A 23,075-nucleotide genomic window follows, 5' to 3' on the forward strand; every position below is an offset into this window, starting at 1 on the left:
GGTCAACCACCGGACGGGCGAAAACGGACGCCATCGGACCCGAGTGTCCACGCGCGGCGGACCACGGTGAGTGTCCCCTTTGAACCACCTACCGCCACGGAGAAGGGCGCGGCCGCGACGCTTCGCCGCGCCACTCGGCCGGACGCGCGACAGCGGTGAGCCACTCGGCGCAATCAGGGATCAAAACGCCCAAAAAGGCGTTGGGGGACAACGGACGCGTCGCGGCCCGCCGTTCACACACCGTCATGATCCACTCCACGTCGGGAGCGCGCATGAACAGACCCTCGCGGGTCATCCCCGCGGCCGTGGCCACCTCCGTCGTGACGGCGGTGCTGATCCCCACCGGGGCCTCCGCCACCCCGGCCGCCCCGGCCACCGCACCCGCCCACGCGACGGCCGCCCAACGACACGAAGTCACCCTGGTCACCGGCGACCGGGTCCTGGCGGCCCGGGACGCGACGGGCCGGTGGTCGCTCGGGCTGGCCCAAGACCCCGACCGCGCCCCCGGCGCGGCCGAGCACGTCGTGACCTACGGCAAGCGCCGGGGCGGCGTCGTCGACCACTACCTCGTGCCGGACAAGGCCCTCGGCCTGCTCCGCGCCGGTGTGCTGGACGAGCAGCTGTTCAACATCACCGGACTCATCCGCCAGGGCTACGACGACGCCACCACCGACTCGCTGCCGCTGCTCATCGAACGCCCCGACGGCGCCTCGGCCCGGGCCGTCGCGGAGGCGCCCGCCGGGTCGACCGTCGACCGGGCCCTGCCCGAGTTGGGCCTGACCGCGGTCGCCGAGCACAAGAACCGCGCGGAGGAGTTCTTCGCGGGTGTCGCCCCCTCCCCCACCGCGTTGGTCGCGAGCACCCGCGAGGTGTGGCTCAACGCCCGGGTCACCGCCTCGCTGGACCGCAGCGTGCCGCAGATCGGCGCGCCCGAGGCGTGGGCGGCGGGGTACACCGGCAAGGGCGTGACCGTGGCCGTGCTCGACACCGGCTACGACGACCGGCACCCCGACCTCGCGGGCACGGTGACGCGGAGCCGGGACTTCTCCGGTGCCGACGGTGGCTCGGTCCGCGACGGCCACGGCCACGGCACGCACGTGGCCTCCACCATCACCGGGTCCGGCGCGGCCTCGGGCGGCCGGTACCGGGGCGTGGCGCCGGACGCGTCGCTGGCCGTGGGCAAGGTCCTCGGCGACGACGGCTCCGGCGAACTCGACGACGTGAGCGCGGGCATGGCGTGGGCCGCCGCCGAGGCGCACGCGGACGTGGTGAACATGAGCGTCGGCAGTTGGCCGACCGACGGCACCGACCCGGCCGCGCGGGCCCTCAACGAGCTCAGCGTCCGCTACGGCACCCTGTTCGTGGTGGCCGCGGGCAACTACGGCTCCGACGAGGCCGTCAGCAGCCCCGCCTCCGCCGACGCGGCGCTCGCCGTCGCCGGCCTCACCAAGGACGGCAAGCTCTCGGAGTTCTCCAGTCGCGGCCCCCGCGTAGGTGATGGCGCCGCCAAGCCGGAGATCGCGGCGCCCGGCTCCGACATCGTCGCCGCCCGGGCCGCGGGCACGTCCATCGGCTCGCCGGTCGACACCAGCTACACGTCGCTGTCCGGCACGTCGATGGCCACCCCGCACGTCGCGGGCGCGGCGGCCATCGTCGCCCAGCAGCACCCGGACTGGTCCGGCGACCGGTTCAAGGGCGCGCTGGTCGGCACCGCCGCGCCGGTCGCTGGCACCGGGGCGACCGCCGTCGACGCGGGCTTGGTCGACCTGGCCCGCGCCACGAAGCAGCCGGTGCGGACCGACCAGGCATCCGTCTCGACCTACCTGCGGTGGCCCACCCCGCAACCGCAGGAGCGCAAGGTCGCCTACCGCAACGACACGGACTCGCCCGTGCCGCTCCACCTCGCCTTGGCGTTGACCGACAAGACCGGCCAGCAGGCCCCGGCGAGGCTCGCGGAGCTGTCCGCGCCGACGCTCACGGTGCCCGCGCGCGGCGCGGCGGACGCGGTGATCACCACGCGCGGCGGCTCCGGCAAGGCCGGTATCGCCTTCAACGGTCTCCTCACCGCCCGCGCGGCCGACGGCGCGGTCAGCCTCCGCACCCCGGTCGGCGTCCAAGAGGAGCCCGAGCGGTACGACCTCGCGATCGACGTCAAGAACCGCGACGGCGCCACCCCCAACCCCGACGACGGCAGCGTGCTGGCCGTCAACGTCGAGACCGGCGAGGCCATCTCGTCCCCGCTGGGCCAGCCGTTGCGGGTGGCCCCCGGCACCTACACCGTGAGCGGCTACGTCCAGACGCCGACGCCGAACAAGGTGGCCGTGGTCGCGAGCTTCGCCAACCCCGACGTCCGGGTGACCGGTGCCGCCCGCGTCGCGTTCGACGCGCGGCTGGGCAAGCGCGTGTCCTTCGACGTGGGCCAGCCCGCCGCGCGCGGCGGGGCGTGGTTGTCGCTGGCGCAGACGACCACCAAGGGCCTGCCGTACCCCGTCAGTGCGGCGCTGTACCTCGACCCGCAGTTCAACGAGCTCTACGCCTACTCCACCCCCGGGGTCCGGGCACCCTGGTTCGGCTACGCCGAGAACGCGCGGCTGGAGGAGCCGCTGCTGGAGCTGTTCGCCGAGTCGCCGCAGCGGTTCGAGGTGGTGTCGTCGTGGCTGCGCGGCTCGCCGGACCCCAAGCTCGACGAGCGGCTCGACGCGGTGCACGCGGGCGCGGGCACTCCCGAGGACCTGGCGCGGGTCGACGTCCGGGGCAAGCTCGCGGTGATCGAGCTCCCGGACGGCATCACCTACGAGGAGGTCTACCGCCGGGTCGAGGGCATCAAGAACGCGGGCGGCAAGCTGGTGGCCGCCTACGTCGCCGAGCGGGCCGCGCTCGCTGGCGCCGCGCTCAGCCCGGAGACTCCGCTGGCCGCGCTGCCGACCCTGCGGGTGGGGGACGTGCCGGGGCGGCGGTTCGTCGCCGCCGTCAAGGCGGGCGGGGTGAAGACGAGTCTGCTCTCGCGGAAGGTCAGCGCCAGCCGGTACGAGCTCAGCTACCCCACCGAGGGCTACGTGCCCGCGCGGCTGGAGCACCGCGAGCGGCAGAGCGACCTCGCCGCCGTGCGCACGATCCACTACGACGGCACGGAGAACACCCCGTACATCACCGCCGCGGAAGTCGACGGCCTGGGCACCACGATCGGCACCAACCGGGGCCTCATCGCGCCCTGGGCGGCGGAGCGCACGGAGTACTTCACCCCCGGCAAGTGGACCCTGCGGGGCTACGTGTGGTCGGCCCTCGCGGGCGACATGGTCGAACAGCTCGACCTCAAGGGGGGCCGGACCTACCGTGTGGAATGGGGCAAGGGCGTCCGTGGTCCCGGTTTCACCGGCACGACCCTCGACGACTTCGGCAAGCCGCGCCCCTGGGTCTCGCGGACCGGTGACCGGCTCCGGGTGGACGTGCCGTTCTTCACCGACGCCGCCGGGCACGCGGTCGGCGCGCAGACCTGGGCCGACATGGAGACCGGTACGACGGCCCTCTACCGCGACGGCGTTCAGCTCGGCAAGGTCGACAAGCCGGGCGTGGCGGAGTTGGCGGCACCGGCGGACAACAGCACGTACCGCCTGACGGCAGACGTCGACCGCGCGCCGCAGCAGGACTGGTGGAAGCTGTCCACAAAGGTCGCGGTCGACTGGACGTACCGCTTCCCGCCCCGGGGCGGGCCCGACGAGGTGCCGCCGCTGCTCACCGTCGGTTACCGACCGGCGCTGTCCCTGACGAACAGCGCCCCGGCCGGGCGGTTCACCATCCCGGTGACCGTCGGTCGCGCCGACGCCCCGCGGCCCCAGGTGCGGTCGCTCACGGTCGAGGTGTCCTACGACGACGGCGCGACCTGGCAGCCCACCCAGACCCGCCGCGCGGACCCGGGCTGGGAGGTCTCGGTGCGCAACCCCGCCACCGGGCATGCTTCCCCGCGGGCGAGGGCCACCGACAACGCGGGCAACTCCGTCACCCAGACGGTGATCCGCGCGTACCGCATCGGCTGACCCGCCCCACCACGGCCCTGGGAGTCCACATCGGACTCCCAGGACCTTTTTCGCGTCCCGCAACGACACCGCGCACCTCCACGGGTGGACAACTCGGACTCGCCCAGCCTGGCCCGGGCGGGCGGGACGCCGCCAGGCCAATCCGACATCTGTGGACAACTCGGAGGTATGTGGACAACTCGAACCGGACGCCATGGTAAAGAGCGATAAAAATGTGCCCCAGCACTCAGCAAATCATCTCTCGATGACCTCCGGTTATTCGCGAAGGAAACATACCAACTGCCAATACCGCGAAAGCTATAGCCAGTCGGGCACACACCGGCCCATTACCGTCCGAACTGGTCAATTCGGCAGCACACCAGGGGTTCTGGCAACTGTTAACCCCACACCGGATGCCCCGGGAGCCCACTCGGGCGCTTGATTTCCATTTCTCCGCGAACTTATATTCCCGCCCGAGTTCTCGGTATTCCCTGCATGCCTGAGGAGTTCGCGTGAAACGCAGAATCGGTGTCCCCCTGGCCGCCTGCCTGGCGGCGCTGTCCGTGCCGGTGGTGATGAACGCCGCGTCGGCCAGCCAACCGGCACCGGCGGCCCCCGCCCCGGCGGCGTCCCCGCTGGCACTGGCCAACTCGGCCGGTGACCTCGCCGCCGCGTCCGGTCTGGACGCGCTGGCCAAGGGCCCGGACGAGCAGTTCGTCCGCCGCACCACCTACCAGGGCGGCGTCCCCGGTCGCAAGGACCTGTTCTACGTGTCCTACGACCGCACCTACAAGGGCCTGCCGGTCATCGGCGGCGACGCGGTCGTCGCCACCGACTCGGCGGGCAAGGTGCTGGACACGGTCGCCGCCAACCGCGGCGGTCTCGCCGTGGACACCAAGGCCACGATCACCGCCCAGAAGGCCGAGGGCGTCGCCCGAGCCCAGGTGTCGAAGGTGGACTCGATCGACGGCAACGCGCTGTCGGTCCTCTCCGGCGGCAACGGCAAGCTCGTCTACGAGACCATCGTGGCGGGCCACAAGGCCGACGGCGTCCCCACCCGCCTGCACGTGTACGTCAACGCGCGCACCGGCGCGGTCGAGGGCACCAAGGACGACGTGCGCGCGGGCACGGGCCAGAGCCAGTGGAACGGCCCGAACCCGCTGAACATCGACACCAGCAACAACCAGACCGTCGACCCGATCCGCAGCGGCGTGCGGTGCGTGGACTACTCCGGTGGGCAGCCGTTCACCAAGGCCAACAACTCCTTCGGCAACGGCAACGCCACCAGCAAGGAGACCGGCTGCGTGGACGTGCTGTGGTCCACCCAGCACGAGTGGGACATGCTGAAGAACTGGCTGGGCCGCAGCGGCATCAACGGCAGCGGTGGCGGCGTCACCGTCCAGGTCGGCCTGAACCAGGTCAACGCGTACTGGACCGGTGACCACATCGAGATCGGCCACAACAACGCCAACCAGTGGATCGGCTCGATGGACGTCGTGGGCCACGAGCACGGCCACGCGATCGACCAGTACACCCCGGGTGGCGCGGGCCAGGAAGCCGGGCTCGGCGAGGGCACCGGTGACATCTTCGGCGCGCTGACCGAGGCCTACACCAACGAGCCGTCCCCGTACGACACCCCGGACTACACCGTGGGCGAGTCGGTGAACCTGGTCGGCCAGGGCCCGATCCGCAACATGGCGAACCCGTCGCTGGTCAACGGCGACCCGAACTGCTACTCCAGCCGCATCCCCAGCACCGAGGTGCACGCGGCGGCCGGTCCGCTGAACCACTGGTTCTACCTGCTGGCCGAGGGCTCGAACCCGGGCGGTGGCAAGCCGACCAGCCCGACCTGCAACAACTCCTCGGTGACCGGCATCGGCATCCAGGCCGCGGGTCGCGTGTTCTACAACGCCATGCTGCTCAAGACCTCCGGCATGTCGTACAACCGGTACCGCACCGCCACGTTGACCGCGGCCAAGAACCTCGACCCGACGTGCGCGCAGTACAACGCCACCAAGGCCGCGTGGAACGCCGTCTCCGTCGCGCAGCAGTCCGGTGAGCCGACCTGCACCCCGCAGGGTGGCAACGAGTTCAGCATCGCGGTCAACCCGACCTCGGGCACCGTGCAGGCGGGCGGGTCGACCAGCGCGACCGTCAGCACCAGCACCACCTCGGGCACCGCGCAGAGCGTGGCGCTGACCGCCAGCGGCCAGCCGTCGGGCGTCACCGTCACCTTCAACCCGGCGACGGTCAACTCCGGTGCCACCTCCACCGCGAACATCGCGGTCGGTTCGAACGTGACGGCCGGTACCTACCCGATCGTCATCAAGGGCACCGGTACCGCCACCAACCACACCGTCACGTACAACCTGACCGTCGGTGGGCAGCCGCCCGCCAACGACTTCTCGCTGGCGCTGAACCCGACCAGCGGCAGCACCGACGCGGGCAGCTCGGTTAGCACCACCGTCGGCACCACGACCACTACGGGCTCCGCGCAGACGGTGACGCTGACCGCCTCCGGTCTGCCCACCGGCGCCACCGCGACGTTCAGCCCGTCGTCGGTCACCACCGGCGGCAACTCGACGCTGACCATCGCGACCACGTCGTCGACCCCGGCGGGCCAGTACTCGGTGACCGTCACCGCGTCCGGCTCGGCCAACCACACCGCCACGTTCTCCCTGACCGTCAACGGCGGCAACCCGCCCGGCGGCTGCGGCAGCGTGGCCGAGTGGAGCTCGTCGCAGGCCTACGTGCCCAACGACCTGGTCTCCCACGGCAGCCACAAGTGGAAGTCCACCTGGTACTCCACCGGCGCGGAGCCCGGCGCGCCCGGCTCCTGGGCCGTCTGGCAGGACCAGGGCGCCTGCTGAGCAAGCCTTTCCACCCGCTGGGCGGTCACCGGTCTCCGGTGGCCGCCCAGCGGCGTTTCGCACCCCGGCCGGGGTAGGGACCACCTAGGGGGCGGACGGCGACGGTCATCCCGAGGACCGATGTCGGGGTACGCGCGCGCAAACAGGATGTGTCGCATGCGAACAACAACTCTGGTGACCGCGTTGGTCACCGCCGCGGTGGCCTCGGTCGTCGCCGCGACCGGCGCGCAGGCGCAGACCCCCGCGCGGGACCGGGTCGCGTGGCAGAAGTGCGGTGAACGCGGAGCGGACTGCGGTTCGGTGAGCGTGCCGCTGGACTGGAACCGCCCCGGCGGCGCGAAGATCACCGTCGCGGTGAGCCGGTTGAAGGCCACCGACCCCGCCAAGCGCATCGGTGTCCTGGTCTTCAACCCGGGCGGTCCCGGCGGCCCGGGATCCGGGGTGGTGCGCGACAACGCGGCCGAGCTGTTCCCGCGGGACCTCCTCGACCGGTTCGACCTCATCGGCCTGGACCCGCGCGGTGTCGGCGACAGCAAGCCCGCGATCGCCTGCGAGAAACCGGTCGCCGATCCCGCGGTGACCCAGTTCCCGCGCGACCAGGCCGGGTACGACCGGCTCGTCGCCTACAACCGCGTGGTGGCCGACGGCTGCCGCCGCAAGACCGGCCCGCTGATCGACCACGTCGACACGGTGAGCGCCGCCCGCGACATCGACGCGGTCCGGGTCGCGCTGGGCGAGGACAAGGTCAACCTGCTGGGCCTGTCCTACGGCACGTTCCTCGGCTCCACCTACGCCAGCCTCTACCCCGACCGCGTCCGCGCCTTCGTCCTCGACGGCGCGGTCGACCACACCGTCGGCTCCCGCCGCATGGCGTTGGACGAGACGCGGACCACTGAGGAGGTCTTCGCCGAGTTCGGTCGTTGGTGCGCGAGTGACCCCACCTGCGCGCTGCACGGCCGCGACGCCGTGGCGGAGTACCGGGCGCTGCTCGACCGGGCGACCCGGCACCCCGTCCCGGCGACCGGCGTGCCGGGTGGCCTGACCGCCGAGCAGATCGGCTACGCGGCCTACTCGTACCTCATCCTCAAGGACTACTGGCCGTACCTGGCCACCGCCATCCGCGACGCCGCCACCGACGCCGCGGGCCTGGTCGGCGAGGTGTCCTCCCCGGCCTACCGAGCCATCGCCTGCCACGACTTCCCCAGCGACGTCCGCGACTTCGCCGACCTGTCCGCGCGCCTGCGGGAGGTCCGGACCTCCCCGACGGCCCGCGGGTACGTCGAGGCGTGGGACATCCAGGCGGGTTGCCTGGGCTGGCCCATCCGCGCGAAGAACCCGTGGGGCCCGACCCCGGTGCGCGGCGCCCCGCCGATCCTCGTGGTCAGCGGCGAACACGACCCGTCGACCCCGAACGCCTGGGGCATCGGCCTGGCCCGCCAGATCGCCTGCTCCCGCCTGCTGGTCTGGAAGGGCTACGGCCACACCGCCTACCTCAACGACCCCGCCACCCAACGCCGAGAGGTCGACTTCCTCCTCAACCCCACCCGCTGACCACCCGACCACACCCCCGGGGCACCACCGCACACGCGGTGGTGCCCCGCACTCACACAAGCCCCCACCCCACCTACCCCGTACACCAACTCCGCCCCCGCACCGCCACCCCCGCGGCACCGCCGCCCCGCCCCACGCAGACGCCCCCGCACAGACCCCCTCCCACCCGGGGGCAGGCCCTTGATGCGATCCTATCGCCACAGCTCAGAGGCCGTACAGACGCGACTTGCCCGCTGTGGACAACCAGCGGGGATGTGGATAACCCGGCAACCCGTTCGAGTGATCCGATCCAACTGTCCACAGTGGACCGGCCAAGGCGATGGCCGCCACATGTCGAAGCCTGAGAAGATCGAGCGATAACGCCCGAGCACGTAACCGGATAACGGCACCCGCGCAACAGAAACCAAGCCGGCCCAAGACACGACGGCCGCCGAGCTGCCAGCGGAACGAGCACAGGTCGGTGGAGGCGCGACGCGATGGCCAAGAGGGCCCACGCGTGGCGCCGCACGACGAACGCGACAGAACCGCGGGCAACGCGCGCCATCCAAGCCGCGTCAAGCCAAACCGCGCCCCACCAAGAAGGCCCCGGACGAGGGAAGGTCAGGCGGGCGACAACACGGCGAGCAAGGCCTCGCAGGTGCGGCGCGTCTGGTCGGCGAGCGCGCCCGCCAACACCTCCGCCGTCGTCTGGTCCTGGTTCTTCGCCGCTTCCTCGATACCGGCGCAGGTCGCCGCCAACAGGTGACCGGCCATCATCGCGCTGGTCCCGCGCAGCCCGTGCGCCAACCGCGCCGCGCGGGGCAAGTCGCGGTCGTGCACGGCCCGAGCGATCCCCGCCGCGCGCGCGGGTGCCTTGCCGGTGAAGGACTCCAGCAACGTACGGGTCACCTCCGCGCCCATCCCCCGCAACTGCTCCAGCATCGCCGGGTCCAACACCTCCACCTCGTCCTCGGCGGAGCTCACCCGGTCTTCCTCCCGCCGCGGCGGCGGGGCCACAGCCGCGGAAGAGGTCATCCGACGCAACGCGGCCTCCAACTGGTCGCGGCGCAGCGGCTTGGTCAGGAAGTCGTCCATGCCCACGTCACGGCAGCGCTTCTCGTCGGAGGCGAGCGCCGACGCGGTGAGCGCGATGATCGGCACCTGCCCCAGCGGCTCGGGCAGCTGCCGGATCCGGGTGGTCGCCTGGTAGCCGTCGAGCACGGGCATCTGGCAGTCCATCAGCACCACGTCGTAACTGCCGGCCCGCAGCATGCGCACCGCCTGCTCGCCGTTCTCGGCGACATCGGCGGAGTAGCCGAGCGCGGTGAGCATCTGCACCACGACCTGCTGGTTGATGTCGTTGTCCTCGGCCACCAGCACCCGGCCCGCGCTCGGCCTCAGCTGCGGCCGGGTACCGGTCGGCGCGGTCTCGGCGGCCCGGTGCCTGCCCAGCTTGGCGTCGAGCAGCCTGCCCAGCGCGTCACGCAGGGTCGCCGCGCGGATCGGCTTGGCCAGGTACACCTCGACGCCGCCGCCGCGCGCCCGCTTGGCCTCCTCGGCGTCGATGGTCGAGGTCAGCACCGCCAACCGCGGCGCCCCGGTGGACGAGTCGGCCTGGATCCGGGCGGCCAGCTCGAGACCGTCCAGGTCGGGCATGCGCATGTCCAGCAGGGCTACGTCGAACGGGCGGCCGTCGGCGGTCGCGCCGCGCAGCGCGGCCAGCGCCTCGGTGCCGCTGGCGGCCAGGCTGACCCGCACCTTCCAGGTCTCCAGCAGCTGCGACACGATCTGCCGGTTGGTGGCGTTGTCGTCGACCACCAGCACGGCGGCGCCCTCCAGGTCGCGCACCGGCCGGGCCGCGGGCAGCGGCGCCCGGGCGGGCGGCAGCGGGAGGGTGAAGAAGAACGCACTGCCCTCCCCCGGGTCGCTGGTGAGCCCGATGGAGCCGTTCATCAGCTCGACGAGCTGGCGGCAGATGGTCAGGCCGAGGCCGGTGCCGCCGTACTGGCGCGTGGTGGACGCGTCGACCTGGGTGAACGCGTCGAACAGGTGCTGCTGGCGGTCGTGCGGGATGCCGATGCCCGTGTCGGTCACGGTGAAGGTGACGTCGTGGTGGTGGTCCGGCGGGATGATCGGCGGGATGTCGACGAAGACCACGACCTCGCCGCTGGGGGTGAACTTGACCGCGTTGGACACCAGGTTGGTCAGCACCTGCCGGACGCGGTGCGCGTCGCCGTTGAGCGCGGGCGGGATCGCCGGGTGCACCACGGCCGCGATCTCCAGCCCGGCCCGCTGCGCGGCCGGCGCGAGCAGGCTGACCACGTCCTCCACCAGCGAGCGCGGGTCGAAGTCGACCGGGTCGATCTCGAGCTTGCCCGCCTCGATCTTGGAGAAGTCCAGGATGTCGTCGATGACGTCGAGCAGGGCGTCCGCCGAGCGCTGCAGGGTGACCACGTTGTCGCGCTGCCGGGCGTCGAGGTCGGTGTCGAGCAGCAACGTGGCCAGGCCGATCACGCCGTTCATCGGGGTGCGGATCTCGTGGCTCATGTTCGCCACGAACGCCGACTTCATCCGCGAGGCCTCCAACGCCTGGTCGCGGGCCGCCGCCAGTTCCCGGTCGTGCTCCTTGCGCTCGGTGATGTCGCGGACGAAGGCGCTGAACACGACCTCGTCGCCGTTGCTGGAGGACCACAGGGTCAGCTCGGCGGGGAAGCTGGTGTAGTCCTTGCGCCGGGCCCAGACCTCGGTCGTGGTGCCCAGCAGGTGCTGGTCACCGCCGCCGAGGACCCGCCGCACCCCCGCCGAGTGCGCCGCCCGCTGCTCGTCGGGCACCACCAGGTCGACCAGCGGACGACCCATGGCCTCCTCGGCCCGCCAGCCGAAGATCAGCTCGGCGCGGGCGTTCCAGTTGGTGACGACGCCGTCGGCGCTCATGGAGATGAACGCGTCACCCGCCGCGTGCAGGATGCCGCGGACCTCCTCACCGCGCGCGGCCAGCCGCGCCTCGGCCAGGCGCCTGCGCCGCTCGGTGCGCACCGCGACCACGAGCGCGGCCAGCAGGACCTGCACGAGCAGGGTGGTCACCGTGACGATGCGAGCCGTCAGCACGGAGACGCCCGCGAACGCGCGCGCCGAGGAGATCTTCGCGACGACCGCCCAGTGCAGCGCGGGCACCGGCCGGTAGGCGATCAGGGTCTCCTCACCGCCCTCCGTCATGGTCGCCGAACCACCCGTGCCCCCGAGGGCGGCCCGCACCCCGCTGGAGTCCAGCCCGGACGCCAACCCGGGCATCCCCGGCGGCTGGGTGACCAGGGTGCCCCGGGGGTCGGTGACGACCAGCGAGACGTCCTGGGCCACGGCGACCCTGGAGACGAAGTCGGTGAGCAGGTCGACCGGGTAGCTGACCACGACGACCCCGACGACGCGGTCGCCGTCGCGCACCGGCGTGGACACCGCCACGACCTTCTGCCGCTGGTCGGTGGCGGCCTCGTAGACGTCGGAGATGTAGGGCCCACCCCGCCGCAGCGCGCCCCGGAAGTAGTCCCGGTAGGAGAAGTCCGCGCCGCGGATGGTGAGCGTGCCGGGGGCCACCGCGACCAGCGCGCCGGTCGGTCCCAGCGCCCACGCGGCCAGGAAGGCCGGGTTCTGCGCGTGCAACGACGTGATCGCGTTCTGCACGCTGGTGTTGTCGGCGGTCACCGCGAAGTCCGCCTTGCGCATGACCTCGCGCTGCGCGTAGGACTCCACCAGCGACGACACACCCGCCAGGCGGTCCTCCAGCTCGGAGCCCGCGACCTCGGCGCTGTGCGCGAGCCTGCGGTCGACCTCGTCGCCGACCATCCGCTTGGCGACGCTGACCGACAGGTAGGCGAGGCTGATCAGCGGCAGCAGCGCCAGCAGCACGAACGCCGCGCACAACCGCAGGGTCCGGTTCCGCAGCTCGGCGCGCAGCCCGGGGAAGGCCACCACCCCGCGCTGGGTCAGCGACAGCCGCAGCACCAGCAGCGCGGTGACGACCAGGGACCCGACGGCGATGACCGCGATGTCCTCCGTGGACGCCCGCACCGCGCGGATCACCAGCAGCACCGGCAGCGGCAGCACGCACACGGCCAGCGCGACCCGCTCGGCCCACCGGGCGCAGCGCGCGTCCGGGTCCCGCTCGGAGTCCAGGCGCGCGACGACCACCAGCACCGACCCGGCGAACACCAGCCACGGCGCGGCGTCGGGCGAGGTGCGCAGCAGCGCCACGCACACCAACCACGCGATCGTCCAGCCCAGCAGCCACGCCGCGCCCCGGCGCGCGGTGTCCACGAACGCCGACGTCACGCAGGCGAACACCGCCACCCACGCGTACAGCGGCAACACCTGCCCCGCGCCGGGCAGCGACCACACGAACACCCCCGCGGCCACCGCCGCGGTGACGGTGTCCAGCAGCGGCACCACCCGCAACCGCGTCGCCCGCGGCCCGTCCCCGAGGAACCACAGGCCCGCCAGCGGCAGGATCCCCGCGGCGGCGAGCACGTAGGCCGAGGCGGACCACGGCGCCAGTGCCCAACCACCGACCGCGAGCAGCTGCGCGGCGAGCAGAATCCGCCAGATCGGCGCGTTGCGCGCGATCCGCGAGGTGTGCGCGAGCAGCAGGGCGGAACTCCCCGCCACCACCGCGCCCAGCGGCACGAGGCGGAGCGGGCCGTCGGGGAGCACGGCGTAGACCACAGCCGCGACGACGTGCGTGGCGACCGAGGCCCACTGAGCCATCCGCAAGCGGTTCGGCACCGGTGAAGCTGTCACCACCCGAGCGTGCTCCCTGTGCCGTCCATGCTGGGCGCGCGCCCCATGGTGTGCCACCTGGAAGAGTGAAAGTTTCACACGTTCGCGAAAGCGCGCGGGTCGGGGCGCCCTCGTCCTGGATGCACCACCGACCACAAGGGAATCACGGATCACGCGCCGGGCAAAGCCGGTCCACCCGACCGTGTGGTGCCCCAGGGGTTCGGGGCTCAGCCGAGTTCGGCGTCCCGGGTCTCCGGCAGGGTGAGCACGGCGCAGAAGGCCACCACGGCCACGGCGGACAGGTACCAGAAGAACGCCGTCGACGCGCCCGCGTCGGCCAGCGCGGTGATCACCAGCGGCGCCGTGCCGCCGAAGAGCGCGACGGTCAAGTTGTACCAGGCGCCGATGCCCAGGCCGCGGAGTTCGGTCGGGAACAGCTCGCTCATGATCGCGGGCGCGATGGAGGTCATCGCGGTGTAGAGGCCGAGGCCGACGCAGAACACCACGAGCAACCCGCCCAGCCCCGGACCGACCAGCGTGGAGAGCGGGTAGCCCAGCACCGCCATGGCCGCCGTCCAGCCCAGCAACTGCGGCTTGCGCCCGAACCGGTCGGCCACCGCGCCCATCGGGTACTGCAGGACCACGAACACGGCCGTGCCGATCGACAGCGCCAGGAACACGACACTCGGGTCCGCGCCGCGGCTGTTGATCGCGAACGGCGTGAGCGCGCTGAAGAAGGTGTAGTAGCACAGGGTCGAGAGCATGGTGAACCCGACGAGCTGCGCGACGGCCCGCGGGTTGTGGCGGAGCGTGGCCAGCAACGGGTTGCGCAGGCGGCGGGCGCGGTCCTTGGCGCGCTCGAAGTGCTCGGTCTCATCGAGTTCGCGGCGCAGCACCAGACCGACCAAGCCGAGCAGACCGCCGACCAGGAACGGGATCCGCCAGCCGTAGCCGGTCATGTCGGCCTTGCTGAGCCAGCGGGTCAGGAAGTAGCCGAGCAGCGAGGCGACGAGCACGGCCGCGCCGGTGGAGACGTAGAAGAACGCCGCGTACCGCCCGCGCCGCCCGGCCGGGGCGATCTCGGCCAGGTAGGCGGAGGCGTTGGACACCTCCCCGCCCAGCGACATCCCCTGCGCGATCCTGGCGACCAGCAGCAACACGGGCGCCAGCCAGCCGACCTGCGCGAAGGTCGGCAACAACCCGATCGCCAGCGACGCGCCCGCCATCAGGACGATGGTGAGGATCATCGCCGGGCGCCGCCCGCGCACGTCGGCGAAGCGGCCCAGCAGCAGCCCGCCCAGCGGCCGGAAGAAGAACGCCAGCGCGTAGGTCGCGAAGGTGGCCAGCAACGAGCGGCTGTCGGGCGCGAACAGGGCGCCCGCGATGTAGGTGCTGAAGGTGGCGTAAACGGTCCAGTCGTACCACTCGATGGCGTTGCCGATGCCCGCGGCGAGCAGCTTGCGCACCGGGAGCCGGTGTCGGGTGTCCGAGGTCGTGACCATGCCCCACCTCCACATACGGATCTTGGTCGGACCTTGCCACAGACCTCCACGAGTTCGTTAGGTACTTTCTTCCACACCCGCCGCCCCGGAGACGCGGGTTTCCCTGGGAACCAGACCGTGAACCCATTCCCTCGGCACACACCGCCCCACGCGATGACCGCGGAGCAAGGCCGACAGCGGCAAGCTCGGACGCGCACTCCGGGGAGAGCGCTCCCAGTTCCGCTCCACGCCACCATCACCGATCGCCAACGCCGGCAAGCAGCGTGCGAACCTCGGCCGCACGCCGACCACCTTCGGGCGCTCCTCACCGCCACGCCGACCCACGGTCCGAAGTGGACTCACGGTGGCGCGTGCGACATGCCCTGGAGAAGACCGGCGCACCGCCTGCTCGGCGGCGCGACACCGGTACATCACGAGTTCTACGCGCGCGCGTCTGCTGCGGTACCCCGAATCCGGATCTTTCAACCGGTCCAGCGACAACGTCACACCTCCCGGGTGATCAGGTTCGCCGGTCGGCGCCACGGGTAGGTCTTGCCACGATCTCCCGTACGGCCGGATTTTTCCGAATCCGGCACCACCGGGTGGAAAGCAACCGAAGACGCACGGATGGAGCACGGAATGAGCGGAACCGACCTTCCCCCGCTGTCTACGGACGAACTCGCCGCCGAGGGCGCGGTCGCGTTGCCGGACAAGGAGGTCTACTCGCTGCTGGACCTCAACGTCGACCTGGACCTGGGGCTCGACCTCGCCGCGCCGATCGACCTGGCGGTGGCGGCGAACGCGAACGTGGCCGCGCCGATCGACGCCGCGGTCGGGGCGAACGTGCTGTCCGACGGCTCCACCGCCCAGGCGCTGTCCGACCAGGGTGTCGCGATCTCCCAGGGCATCACGGGCGAGGCCGTCGCGCACTCGACGCAGGAGAGCGGCATCGACCAGGGCGATGTGGCCACGGGCAACACCCCGGTCGAGACGCCCACCCCGCAGACCCCCGCCCCCGGCGCGGGTACCGCCGTGCCCGACATCAGCGGGGCGCTCGACGGCGGCCTGCTCAACGTCGACGTCAACCTCGCCGCCGACCTCGACCTGACGGCGCCGATCAACGGCGCGGTGGCCGCCAACGCCAACGTGGCCGCGCCGATCGACGCCGCGGTATCGGCGAACATCGGCTCCCACGACTCGGCGGCGACCGCGATCGCCCAGCAGGACGCGATCATCCAGCAGACGATCGACGCCTCCGCGGAGGCCACCGCGGACCAGGTCGCCGACGTCAAGCAGTAAGGGGCCGAGATGAGTGCCCCCGGCACCTCCCCCGGGTGGGACGCGGCAGCGTCCCACCCGGGCGGCGCCCCGGCCGTACCGCACCGGGCCGACGGTGTGGAGCTGATCGGGGAGATGCGCGGCTCGGGCTACCGCCGCCCGCCCGCGCTGGTACGACGCGGTGACGGCCAGGTCATCCAGCTGACGCCGCTGCTCTACAACATCCTGTCCGCGGTGGACGGCGAGGCCGACCACGAGCGGATCGCGGCGGTGGTGAGCGAGCGGGTCCAGCGCCGGGTCGGCGCGTCGGACGTGCGCGCGCTCATCGAGTCGAAACTGCGCCCAATGGGTGTCCTCCAAGGCGAGGACGGATCCCAGCCCACACCGCGCAAAGCAACACCCTTACTCGGGTTGAAGATGCGGTGCGTGGTTTCGCGACCCGAGGTGACACGGCGCATCACGGCACCCTTCGCCCCGTTGTTCCACCCCGGCGTTGTCGTGGCCGTAGTGGCGGCGTTCGTCGCAGTGTCGTTCTGGGTGCTGTTCGAGAAAGGGCTTGGCTCGGCGGCGTACGAGGCGTTCCGGCAGCCGTCGTTGCTGCTGCTGGTCTTCGCCGTCACCGTGATCTCCGCGGGGTTCCACGAGTTCGGGCACGCCGCCGCCGCGCGGTACGGCGGTGCCACGCCGGGAGCCATGGGGTTCGGCCTCTACCTGCTGTGGCCCGCCTTCTACACCGACGTGACCGACAGCTACCGGCTGGGTCGCGCCGGGCGGCTGCGCACCGACCTCGGCGGGCTGTACTTCAACGCCATCGTGGCGGTGGGGATCTTCGGCGTCTGGTGGTTGTCCGGCTGGGACTCGTTGTTGTTGGTCGTCGCCACGCAGTTGCTGCAGATGGTGCGCCAACTCGCGCCCATGGTGCGGTTTGACGGCTACCACGTCTTGGCGGACCTGACCGGCGTACCGGACCTGTTCCACCGCATCAAGCCGACGCTGCTCGGTCTGCTGCCGCACCGTTGGCGTTCACCGGAGACCACCGTGCTCAAACCGTGGGCACGGGCGGTGGTGACGTTGTGGGTCGTCGTAGTGGTGCCGTTGCTGTTGCTCTCGATGGTGCTGGCATTGGTGACATTGCCGCGAATCGTCGGGACCGCGTGGAGCGGCCTGCGGCACCAGTGGCACGGGCTCACGCTCGGCTACGGCGACGGCGATTTCGCCACCGTTCTGGTGAAAGCGTTGGGAATCCTGGCGATCGCGGTGCCGCTCGCGGGTACCCTGTACCTGTTGCTGCGAATGGCGCGGCGGTCACTGGCGAAACTCCGGCGTGGGACCCGGGGCAAGCCGGTGCGCCGGGCTCTCGCCGGGCTCTTGGTGGTGGCGGTCGCCGCGGCGGTGGCGTGGGCGTGGTGGCCCGACGCGCGGCGGTACCGCCCGATCCAGCCGGGCGAACGCGGCACCATCCAGGACGTACTCCCGTTGGCGGGCGCCACACCCGCGGGCTTTCGGGGCACCTCGCCGGGCGACCGTACCGCGGCGCCCCGACAGGTCGCGCGGACAGTGTGGCCGCGCCAGTCCGCGCTGCCCACGCGGGACAAGCCCGAACTGGCGGTGGTGCTCACACCGAAGGCCGGGCCGGGCGCGCAGCCGCAGGCGGAAGGCGACGCCGCCGGGCCACCGACGTGGGTGTTCCCGTTCGACCCGCCGCACGCGCCGGGGCCGGGCGACAACCAGGTGCTGGTCTGGAACACGACCGACGGCTCGGTCCAGTACGAGGTGTCCTTCGCGCTGGTGTGGGTGACCGACGGCGAAGCGGACAACCGCAACGAGGCGTACGCGCTGGCCAACTGCCGGGACTGCGCGTCGGTGGCCATCGCGTTCCAGGTCGTCCTGGTGGTCGGGCACGCGGACGTGGTCCCGCAGAACGTGGCGGTCGCGGTCAACCACACGTGCAGCCAGTGCCTGACCTTCGCATTGGCCTCGCAACTGGTGGTGACGCTGCCGGACGTGCCGAGCGAGCAGGTGAAGGCCGAGTTGGCCCGGATCTGGGCGGACATGGCCGAGCTGGCCAACCGGATGCGTGGCATGTCCGCGCAGCAGATCGAGGCGGAGCTGGAACAGGTCAAGGCGCGCATCCTCGACGTGGTCCGGCCCGCGGGCGGCTCCACACCACCGGGCACGGGCACGACAACGACCGGCGTGCCTTCCGCGCCGGGGTCGTCGTCGGCGGGCGTGCCGAGCCCGACCGGTTCCCTGCCAACGGTTCCGTCGATCACTCCGACGGGCACCTCGGCGCCGGGCGGTTCGTCGGGTACGCCGTCGGAGCAGGCTCCGCCGGGGTCGTCAACGGCTGCGAGCACGCCGGGCAGCACGACTCCGTCCCCATCGGACTCCGGATCGGAGTCAGCGGAACCCCCTGGTACCACAACATCCGGATGAATCTGGCGTAGACGGCACAGCCGACGGCCCACTGCGCTCGCGGTGGGCCGTCGGCCATTTCTGTTCGCCTCAGCCGGACTTGCGGCGGAAGGCCTGCTTGCGCGCCACCGGGACGCGCGGCGTCACCCGGGATCCGGTGTCGGTGTGCGCCTCACCCGAGCGGCCCTGCTTCTGGGCGAGTGCCTGGGTGAACCGGTCCTTGATGTCGTCCAGCTGGGCGGAACGCGGGGTCTTGTGGGCAGCCATGGGCAAACCTCCTGGAAAACCGAAGGGTGGGTCGCTCGGGGTACGCGTGGCGGACGGACAGCAGCGACCGTGCTCCGGGAAACGGGCACGGTGGATCGCGGTCTGCCGAGCAGGGTCAGACCGGATGAGGAGAGCGCTGTCCGCCTGATCGACGGCATGCTGACGGAACAGATAGCCGTTGGTGATCGCGGTGAGAGATCAACAGGAGGACCCAGGTCACGCGCGTGCCGACCACAAGGTCGTCAGCGGGGTGCCACGGGATCGTCGTCCTGGAATGTCACAGAGTGCCCATGCCGCAAATAGTGCCATCGGTCCGGCCGGGCGTCAAGCACGAATTCCTCCGATCGTCCCAAGTGGACTCAAGACGCGGAGAGGGCCAGGCCGACGCGCCTTGCCGCCTCCCGCAACCGATCCGGCGAGTGCGCCCCGTAGCCCAGGACGAGCCCGGGGGCGCCGTCGGTCATGCGGTACCAGGACAGCGGGTGCACGCGGACCCCGGTCTCGGCGACCCGGGCCGCCATGTCGGTGTCCTCGCCCGTGTATCCGGGGAAAGTGACCATGAGGTGCAGCCCGGCCGCCGCGCCGTGTACCTCGATGCCGGGCAAGTGCTGTCGCAGGCCGGTGAGCAGTGCGTCGCGTCGCGCGCGGTGACGGGCTCTTACGGCACGGATGTACCGGTCGAGCTCGCCGGTGCTGATGAGCCTCGCCAGCGCCAACTGCGGGACGGTGGGGCTACCCAGGTCGCTGGCGTGACGTGCGGCGACCAGGTCCGCGTAGTGGCGCCTGGGTGGGACCAACCAGCCAAGGCGGATACCGGGCGCGAGGGCCTTCGACGTGCTCCCCGTGTACGCGACGAAATCGGGCGCGGTGGCCTGCATGGCGGGAACGGGCGCGCGGTCGTAGCGGTACTCGGCGTCGTAGTCGTCCTCGATGACCAGGCGCCCTTCGGCGGCCCAGTCGAGCAGCTCACGCCGTCTGCCCGGGGCCAGCACCACGCCGGTCGGGAACTGGTGGGCCGGAGTGAGCAGCACCGCCCCCACGTCTGTCGCGGCCAGGGCGTCGACCCGGATCCCCAGGTCGTCCACGGGCACGGCGACCGGCCGCAGCCCCCAGTGGACGAGCTCGTCGCGCGGCCCGCGCGATCCGGGGTCTTCCGTGGCGATGGTGGTCACACCGTTGGCACCCAGGAGCTGGGACAGCAGCGCGAGCGACTGGGCCACGCCCGCGACCACGATGAGGTCGTCCGGTCCCGCGCGGACCCCTCGTACCCTGGCAAGTCGCCCCGCCAGCTCTTCGCGCAACCGCGGCACCCCGCGCGGGTCCCCGTACCCGAGGTCCGCCGCGCTCAGGTCGGACATCACGGCGCGTTCCGCGCGCAGCCACGCCGCACGGGGAAAGGACGCCAAGTCGGGCACGCCCGGCGATAGGTCGAGATCCACGCCCTCTTGGGGCAATGGCAGCAATGCGGGTACCGGGCGCGGGGTGGGCTGCGTGGTCGGTCGGGCGGCGTTGGGCGCGATGACCGTCCCGACGCCGGTACGCGCGGTGACCAGACCTTCCTCGTCCAACCTGCGGTAAGCCTCAACCACGACACCCCGGGAGATGCCGAGGTCGCGGGCCAGATCCCGGGTCGCGGGCAACCTCTCCCCCGGCTTGAGCCGCCCGTCGGCAACGGCGGTCCGCACAGCGTGGACGAGCCACGCGGTGAGTCCTCTTGGCCGGGCCGTCTCGGCCCTGAGCTGCAGGAAGTCGGCGCCAGGTGGTGTCGATTGGTCCACCTGACACCTCGCTCAATGGTCCTGGTTCCGGCGCATTGGTCCGGCAAGCATCATAGGCATGCCGACAATCAGCAGGACCATTGCCGCGCTCGACCGGTGGCTCGACGACGAGTTCACGGCGGCCAACACGGCGGCGGAGGAGATCTACTTCGCCGCCCGTCGCGACTACCTCCCGGGGCGCGCCCCGGACCTGCTCCACGCGGGAGCCCGGCTGATCGCGCCCATCGCCGCGGCGGACCTACCCGAGGACCCGATGGACCAGTATCGCCTCCTCGGCTCGGTCGGTCTCTACCTCGCGGCCTGCCGTCGGCACCGCCTCGACGACCAACCCGCGATCCTCGCTCCTGTGTGGGACCTTGCGACACGGCTGGGTACCGCGCTCGGGGTGGCGCCCCGGTATGTCTTCGCGCACCAAGTCCTCTACGGGTACCGGACATTCACCTCACTACCTGACGAGGATGTGTTCGTGACCTACAACGGCGCCGCCGTCGTCGCACAGCAGCGAGCAGCGGACGCGCTACGGCGGATCTCGACAATGGGCGTGTCCAGCCCGCTCGCCGGAGAACTGTTCGAGCAGGCCGCCGCCGCGCTCGGCGATGCACTCGACGCGTGCCGCGCCTTGGCCGACCGGTTGGATGTCGAGCGGTTCTACCTCTGCATCCGTCCGTATTTCGCGACCTATCGCGTCGGGGACAGCGACTTCCGGGGGGCCAACGCGGGCGATTTCGCCGCGGTGAACGAAATCGACCTTCGCCTGGGTCTGTGCCACGCGGACGACCCCTTCTACGGACGCGTACTACGCGAGAAGGAGTCCTATATGCCGCCGGGAGATCGGCAGGCGACGCACTGCGCCGCGCGATCCGTGCCACTGCCCACGCGGTTGCTCGAAGAACCGATCACGCGGCGGACGCGCGTCAACGCGCGACTGCTGCTGGACGTGTGCCGCGCGCACGGGGCGGCGGCGTCGTTCCACCACAACCGGCTAGTCCGGCCGTTCCTGGCGCGTCCCGCCGCGACGATGCCCACCGCGGAACCGGACCGGGTCACCGCGAGCGGCCCACCGCTGGAGGTCGTGCTGGCGGACCTGGCGCGCCTGCGTGACCTCCGGGTGGCCCACACCCGGCTCGGCGCGGCGGGCGCGAGTGCCGTCCTCGACCGCCTGCGGGCCATGGCGGACTGAGAAAAGCCAGGTCAGCGGCGGTTGTGGACAACTCCGCGCGGACTGTCGGTGGCGGCCGGCAAGGTATGCGCACAGTGATCGGAGGGGCACGGCAACGGGCCCGCGTCGGGGATCGGACCTGGCGACCCGATGATCGAACCGGAAAACCGAACGAGAACGGATCGAGGGATGGTGGCGGCAGCGGTGGCGCCCTGGAGCGCCGAGCGGGTGATCGGGCTCGCACCGGACGCGGCGTCGGCCAAGGCGGGGCGTGGCCTGGCCACGGCCGCCAAGTGGGCGGACACGGGCGCGTCGGAGGACGCGCTGTGGGGCCACTGCCAGGGTAGCGGCAAGAAGCCGTACCAGGCGTGCGTGGAGTTGGCCGAACCCGCGTACCGGTGCACGTGCCCCAGTCGGAAGTTCCCGTGCAAGCACGTGCTGGGGCTGATGCTGCTGTGGTCGGCGGGTGCGGTCGCCGCGGCGGAGGAGGAGCCGGAGTGGGTCGGCAGCTGGCTGGAGAGCCGCGCGGGACGCGCCGAGCGGGCGCGTCAGCGGGCCGAGTCCGCGGGGCCGCGGGACGAGAAGGCGGCGGCGAAACGCGCCGATGAGCGCCTGACCCGAGTCCGGTCCGGCGCCGCGGAACTGCGGGAATGGCTGACGGACCGGCTGGGCGCGGGCCTGGGCGGCCTGCGCGGCGGTGACGAGCTGCGGACGGTCGCGGCACGCATGGTCGACGCGCAGGCCCCCGGGCTGGCGAGCGGGTTGCGGCGCGCGGCGGCCCTGGCCGACGCCAGGCGCGGCGCGCCCCAGGCGCTGCTGGGTGAGCTGTCGATGCTCTTCCTGCTCGCCGACTCGGTGTCCCGGTTGGACGAATTGCCCGCCGAGCTGGTGGAGACGGTCCGCACGCGACTCGGGTTCCCGGTGGACACCGCGCGGGTCCTCGAGAGCGGTGAGCGCGTGAGCGACGACTGGTTGGTCGTCGGGGTGTCCGATGAGGAGAACGACGGGCTGGTCACCCGTCGCGCCTGGTTGCGCGGCGAGCGTTCCGACCGCACGGCAGTGGTGCTCGCCTTCGCGCCACCGGGCCGACCGCTCGACGGTTCCCTGCCGACCGGTCACGTGGTGTCCGCCGAGCTGGCCTTCCACCCGGGCGTGCCGCCGTTGCGGGCCTCGGTGGTGGATCGGGCCGAGCCGGTCCTCGCGCCGGAGCCCCGGGGGGTCGCCGTCGATGGCGCGCTGGACGGCTATGCCCGCGCGCTGGCCGCCGATCCGTGGACCGACCGCGTGCCGGTCGTCCTGGCGCGGGTCGTACCGACCAGGCACGGGGAGTCGTGGGCGTTGTCCGATGAGGACGGCAAGCAGGCGTTGCCGTTGGTGTCGACAGTGGACCCGTGGCCGCTGCTGGCGCTCGCGGCGACCGGTCCGGTCACGGTGGCCGCTGAGTGGGGCGCCACCGGGCTGCACCCGCTCACCTGCTGGCACGACGGGCGGGTGATCCGGCTGTGATCCCCGCA

General features: G+C 72.0%; 11 protein-coding genes. 7 read left to right on the forward strand and 4 right to left on the reverse strand.

Translation table 11 applies throughout. The annotated features are described in order from the left end of the window. Positions 1 to 272: 272 nt before the first annotated feature. The 3 genes from V5P93_RS26070 (at position 273) to V5P93_RS26080 (ending at position 8,434) form a co-directional block, all read left to right on the forward strand. Complete coding sequence (locus tag V5P93_RS26070; protein WP_181043936.1) at positions 273 to 4,034, forward strand: S8 family serine peptidase; 3,762 nt, start codon at positions 273 to 275, stop codon at positions 4,032 to 4,034. A 491-nt stretch (positions 4,035 to 4,525) separates the two neighbouring features. Beyond that, positions 4,526 to 6,883 carry a M4 family metallopeptidase gene (locus tag V5P93_RS26075; protein ID WP_219824199.1) on the forward strand — a complete coding sequence of 786 codons (2,358 nt, stop codon included), beginning with the start codon at positions 4,526 to 4,528 and terminating at the stop codon, positions 6,881 to 6,883. 156 nt (positions 6,884 to 7,039) lie between these two features. After that, positions 7,040 to 8,434, forward strand: a complete 1,395-nt coding sequence (locus tag V5P93_RS26080; protein ID WP_245931776.1) for an alpha/beta hydrolase — start codon at positions 7,040 to 7,042, stop codon at positions 8,432 to 8,434. Positions 8,435 to 9,034: 600 nt separating this feature from the next. Here the strand turns inward: V5P93_RS26080 and V5P93_RS26085 are convergent. Further along, on the reverse strand, positions 9,035 to 13,204 hold the full coding sequence (locus V5P93_RS26085; protein WP_245931775.1) for a response regulator: 4,170 nt from the start codon (positions 13,202 to 13,204) through the stop codon (positions 9,035 to 9,037). A 206-nt stretch (positions 13,205 to 13,410) separates the two neighbouring features. Next, the gene (locus tag V5P93_RS26090) at positions 13,411 to 14,685 is read right to left on the reverse strand and encodes an MFS transporter (RefSeq protein ID WP_104483319.1); all 1,275 of its coding nucleotides are present in this window, start codon (positions 14,683 to 14,685) and stop codon (positions 13,411 to 13,413) included. Positions 14,686 to 15,303: 618 nt separating this feature from the next. Here V5P93_RS26090 and V5P93_RS26095 point away from each other — a divergent pair. Together V5P93_RS26095 and V5P93_RS26100 are read left to right on the forward strand one after the other, a co-directional pair. Continuing rightward, positions 15,304 to 15,963, forward strand: coding sequence for a peptidoglycan-binding protein (locus V5P93_RS26095; protein WP_104483318.1), 660 nt, complete (start codon positions 15,304 to 15,306; stop codon positions 15,961 to 15,963). 9 nt (positions 15,964 to 15,972) lie between these two features. Continuing rightward, a complete protein-coding gene (locus V5P93_RS26100; protein WP_219824198.1) occupies positions 15,973 to 18,378 on the forward strand; it encodes a M50 family metallopeptidase in 2,406 nt (801 codons plus the stop codon). Positions 18,379 to 18,447: 69 nt separating this feature from the next. Here V5P93_RS26100 and V5P93_RS26105 read toward each other — a convergent pair whose 3' ends face one another. Continuing rightward, positions 18,448 to 18,624, reverse strand: coding sequence for a DUF5302 family protein (locus tag V5P93_RS26105; protein WP_181043935.1), 177 nt, complete (start codon positions 18,622 to 18,624; stop codon positions 18,448 to 18,450). Between the two features lie 359 nt (positions 18,625 to 18,983). Then, positions 18,984 to 20,402 (reverse strand): PLP-dependent aminotransferase family protein, encoded by a 1,419-nt coding sequence (locus tag V5P93_RS26110; protein WP_104483317.1) that lies wholly within the window; start codon positions 20,400 to 20,402, stop codon positions 18,984 to 18,986. 58 nt (positions 20,403 to 20,460) lie between these two features. Here V5P93_RS26110 and V5P93_RS26115 point away from each other — a divergent pair, with 58 nt between their 5' ends. Next, a complete protein-coding gene (locus tag V5P93_RS26115; protein ID WP_104483316.1) occupies positions 20,461 to 21,582 on the forward strand; it encodes a monodechloroaminopyrrolnitrin synthase PrnB family protein in 1,122 nt (373 codons plus the stop codon). 183 nt (positions 21,583 to 21,765) lie between these two features. After that, complete coding sequence (locus tag V5P93_RS26120) at positions 21,766 to 23,067, forward strand: SWIM zinc finger family protein (protein WP_374065083.1); 1,302 nt, start codon at positions 21,766 to 21,768, stop codon at positions 23,065 to 23,067. Positions 23,068 to 23,075: the final 8 nt, after the last annotated feature.

The sequence above is a fragment of the Actinokineospora auranticolor genome (genome assembly GCF_041897805.1).
Classification (GTDB): domain Bacteria; phylum Actinomycetota; class Actinomycetes; order Mycobacteriales; family Pseudonocardiaceae; genus Actinokineospora; species Actinokineospora auranticolor.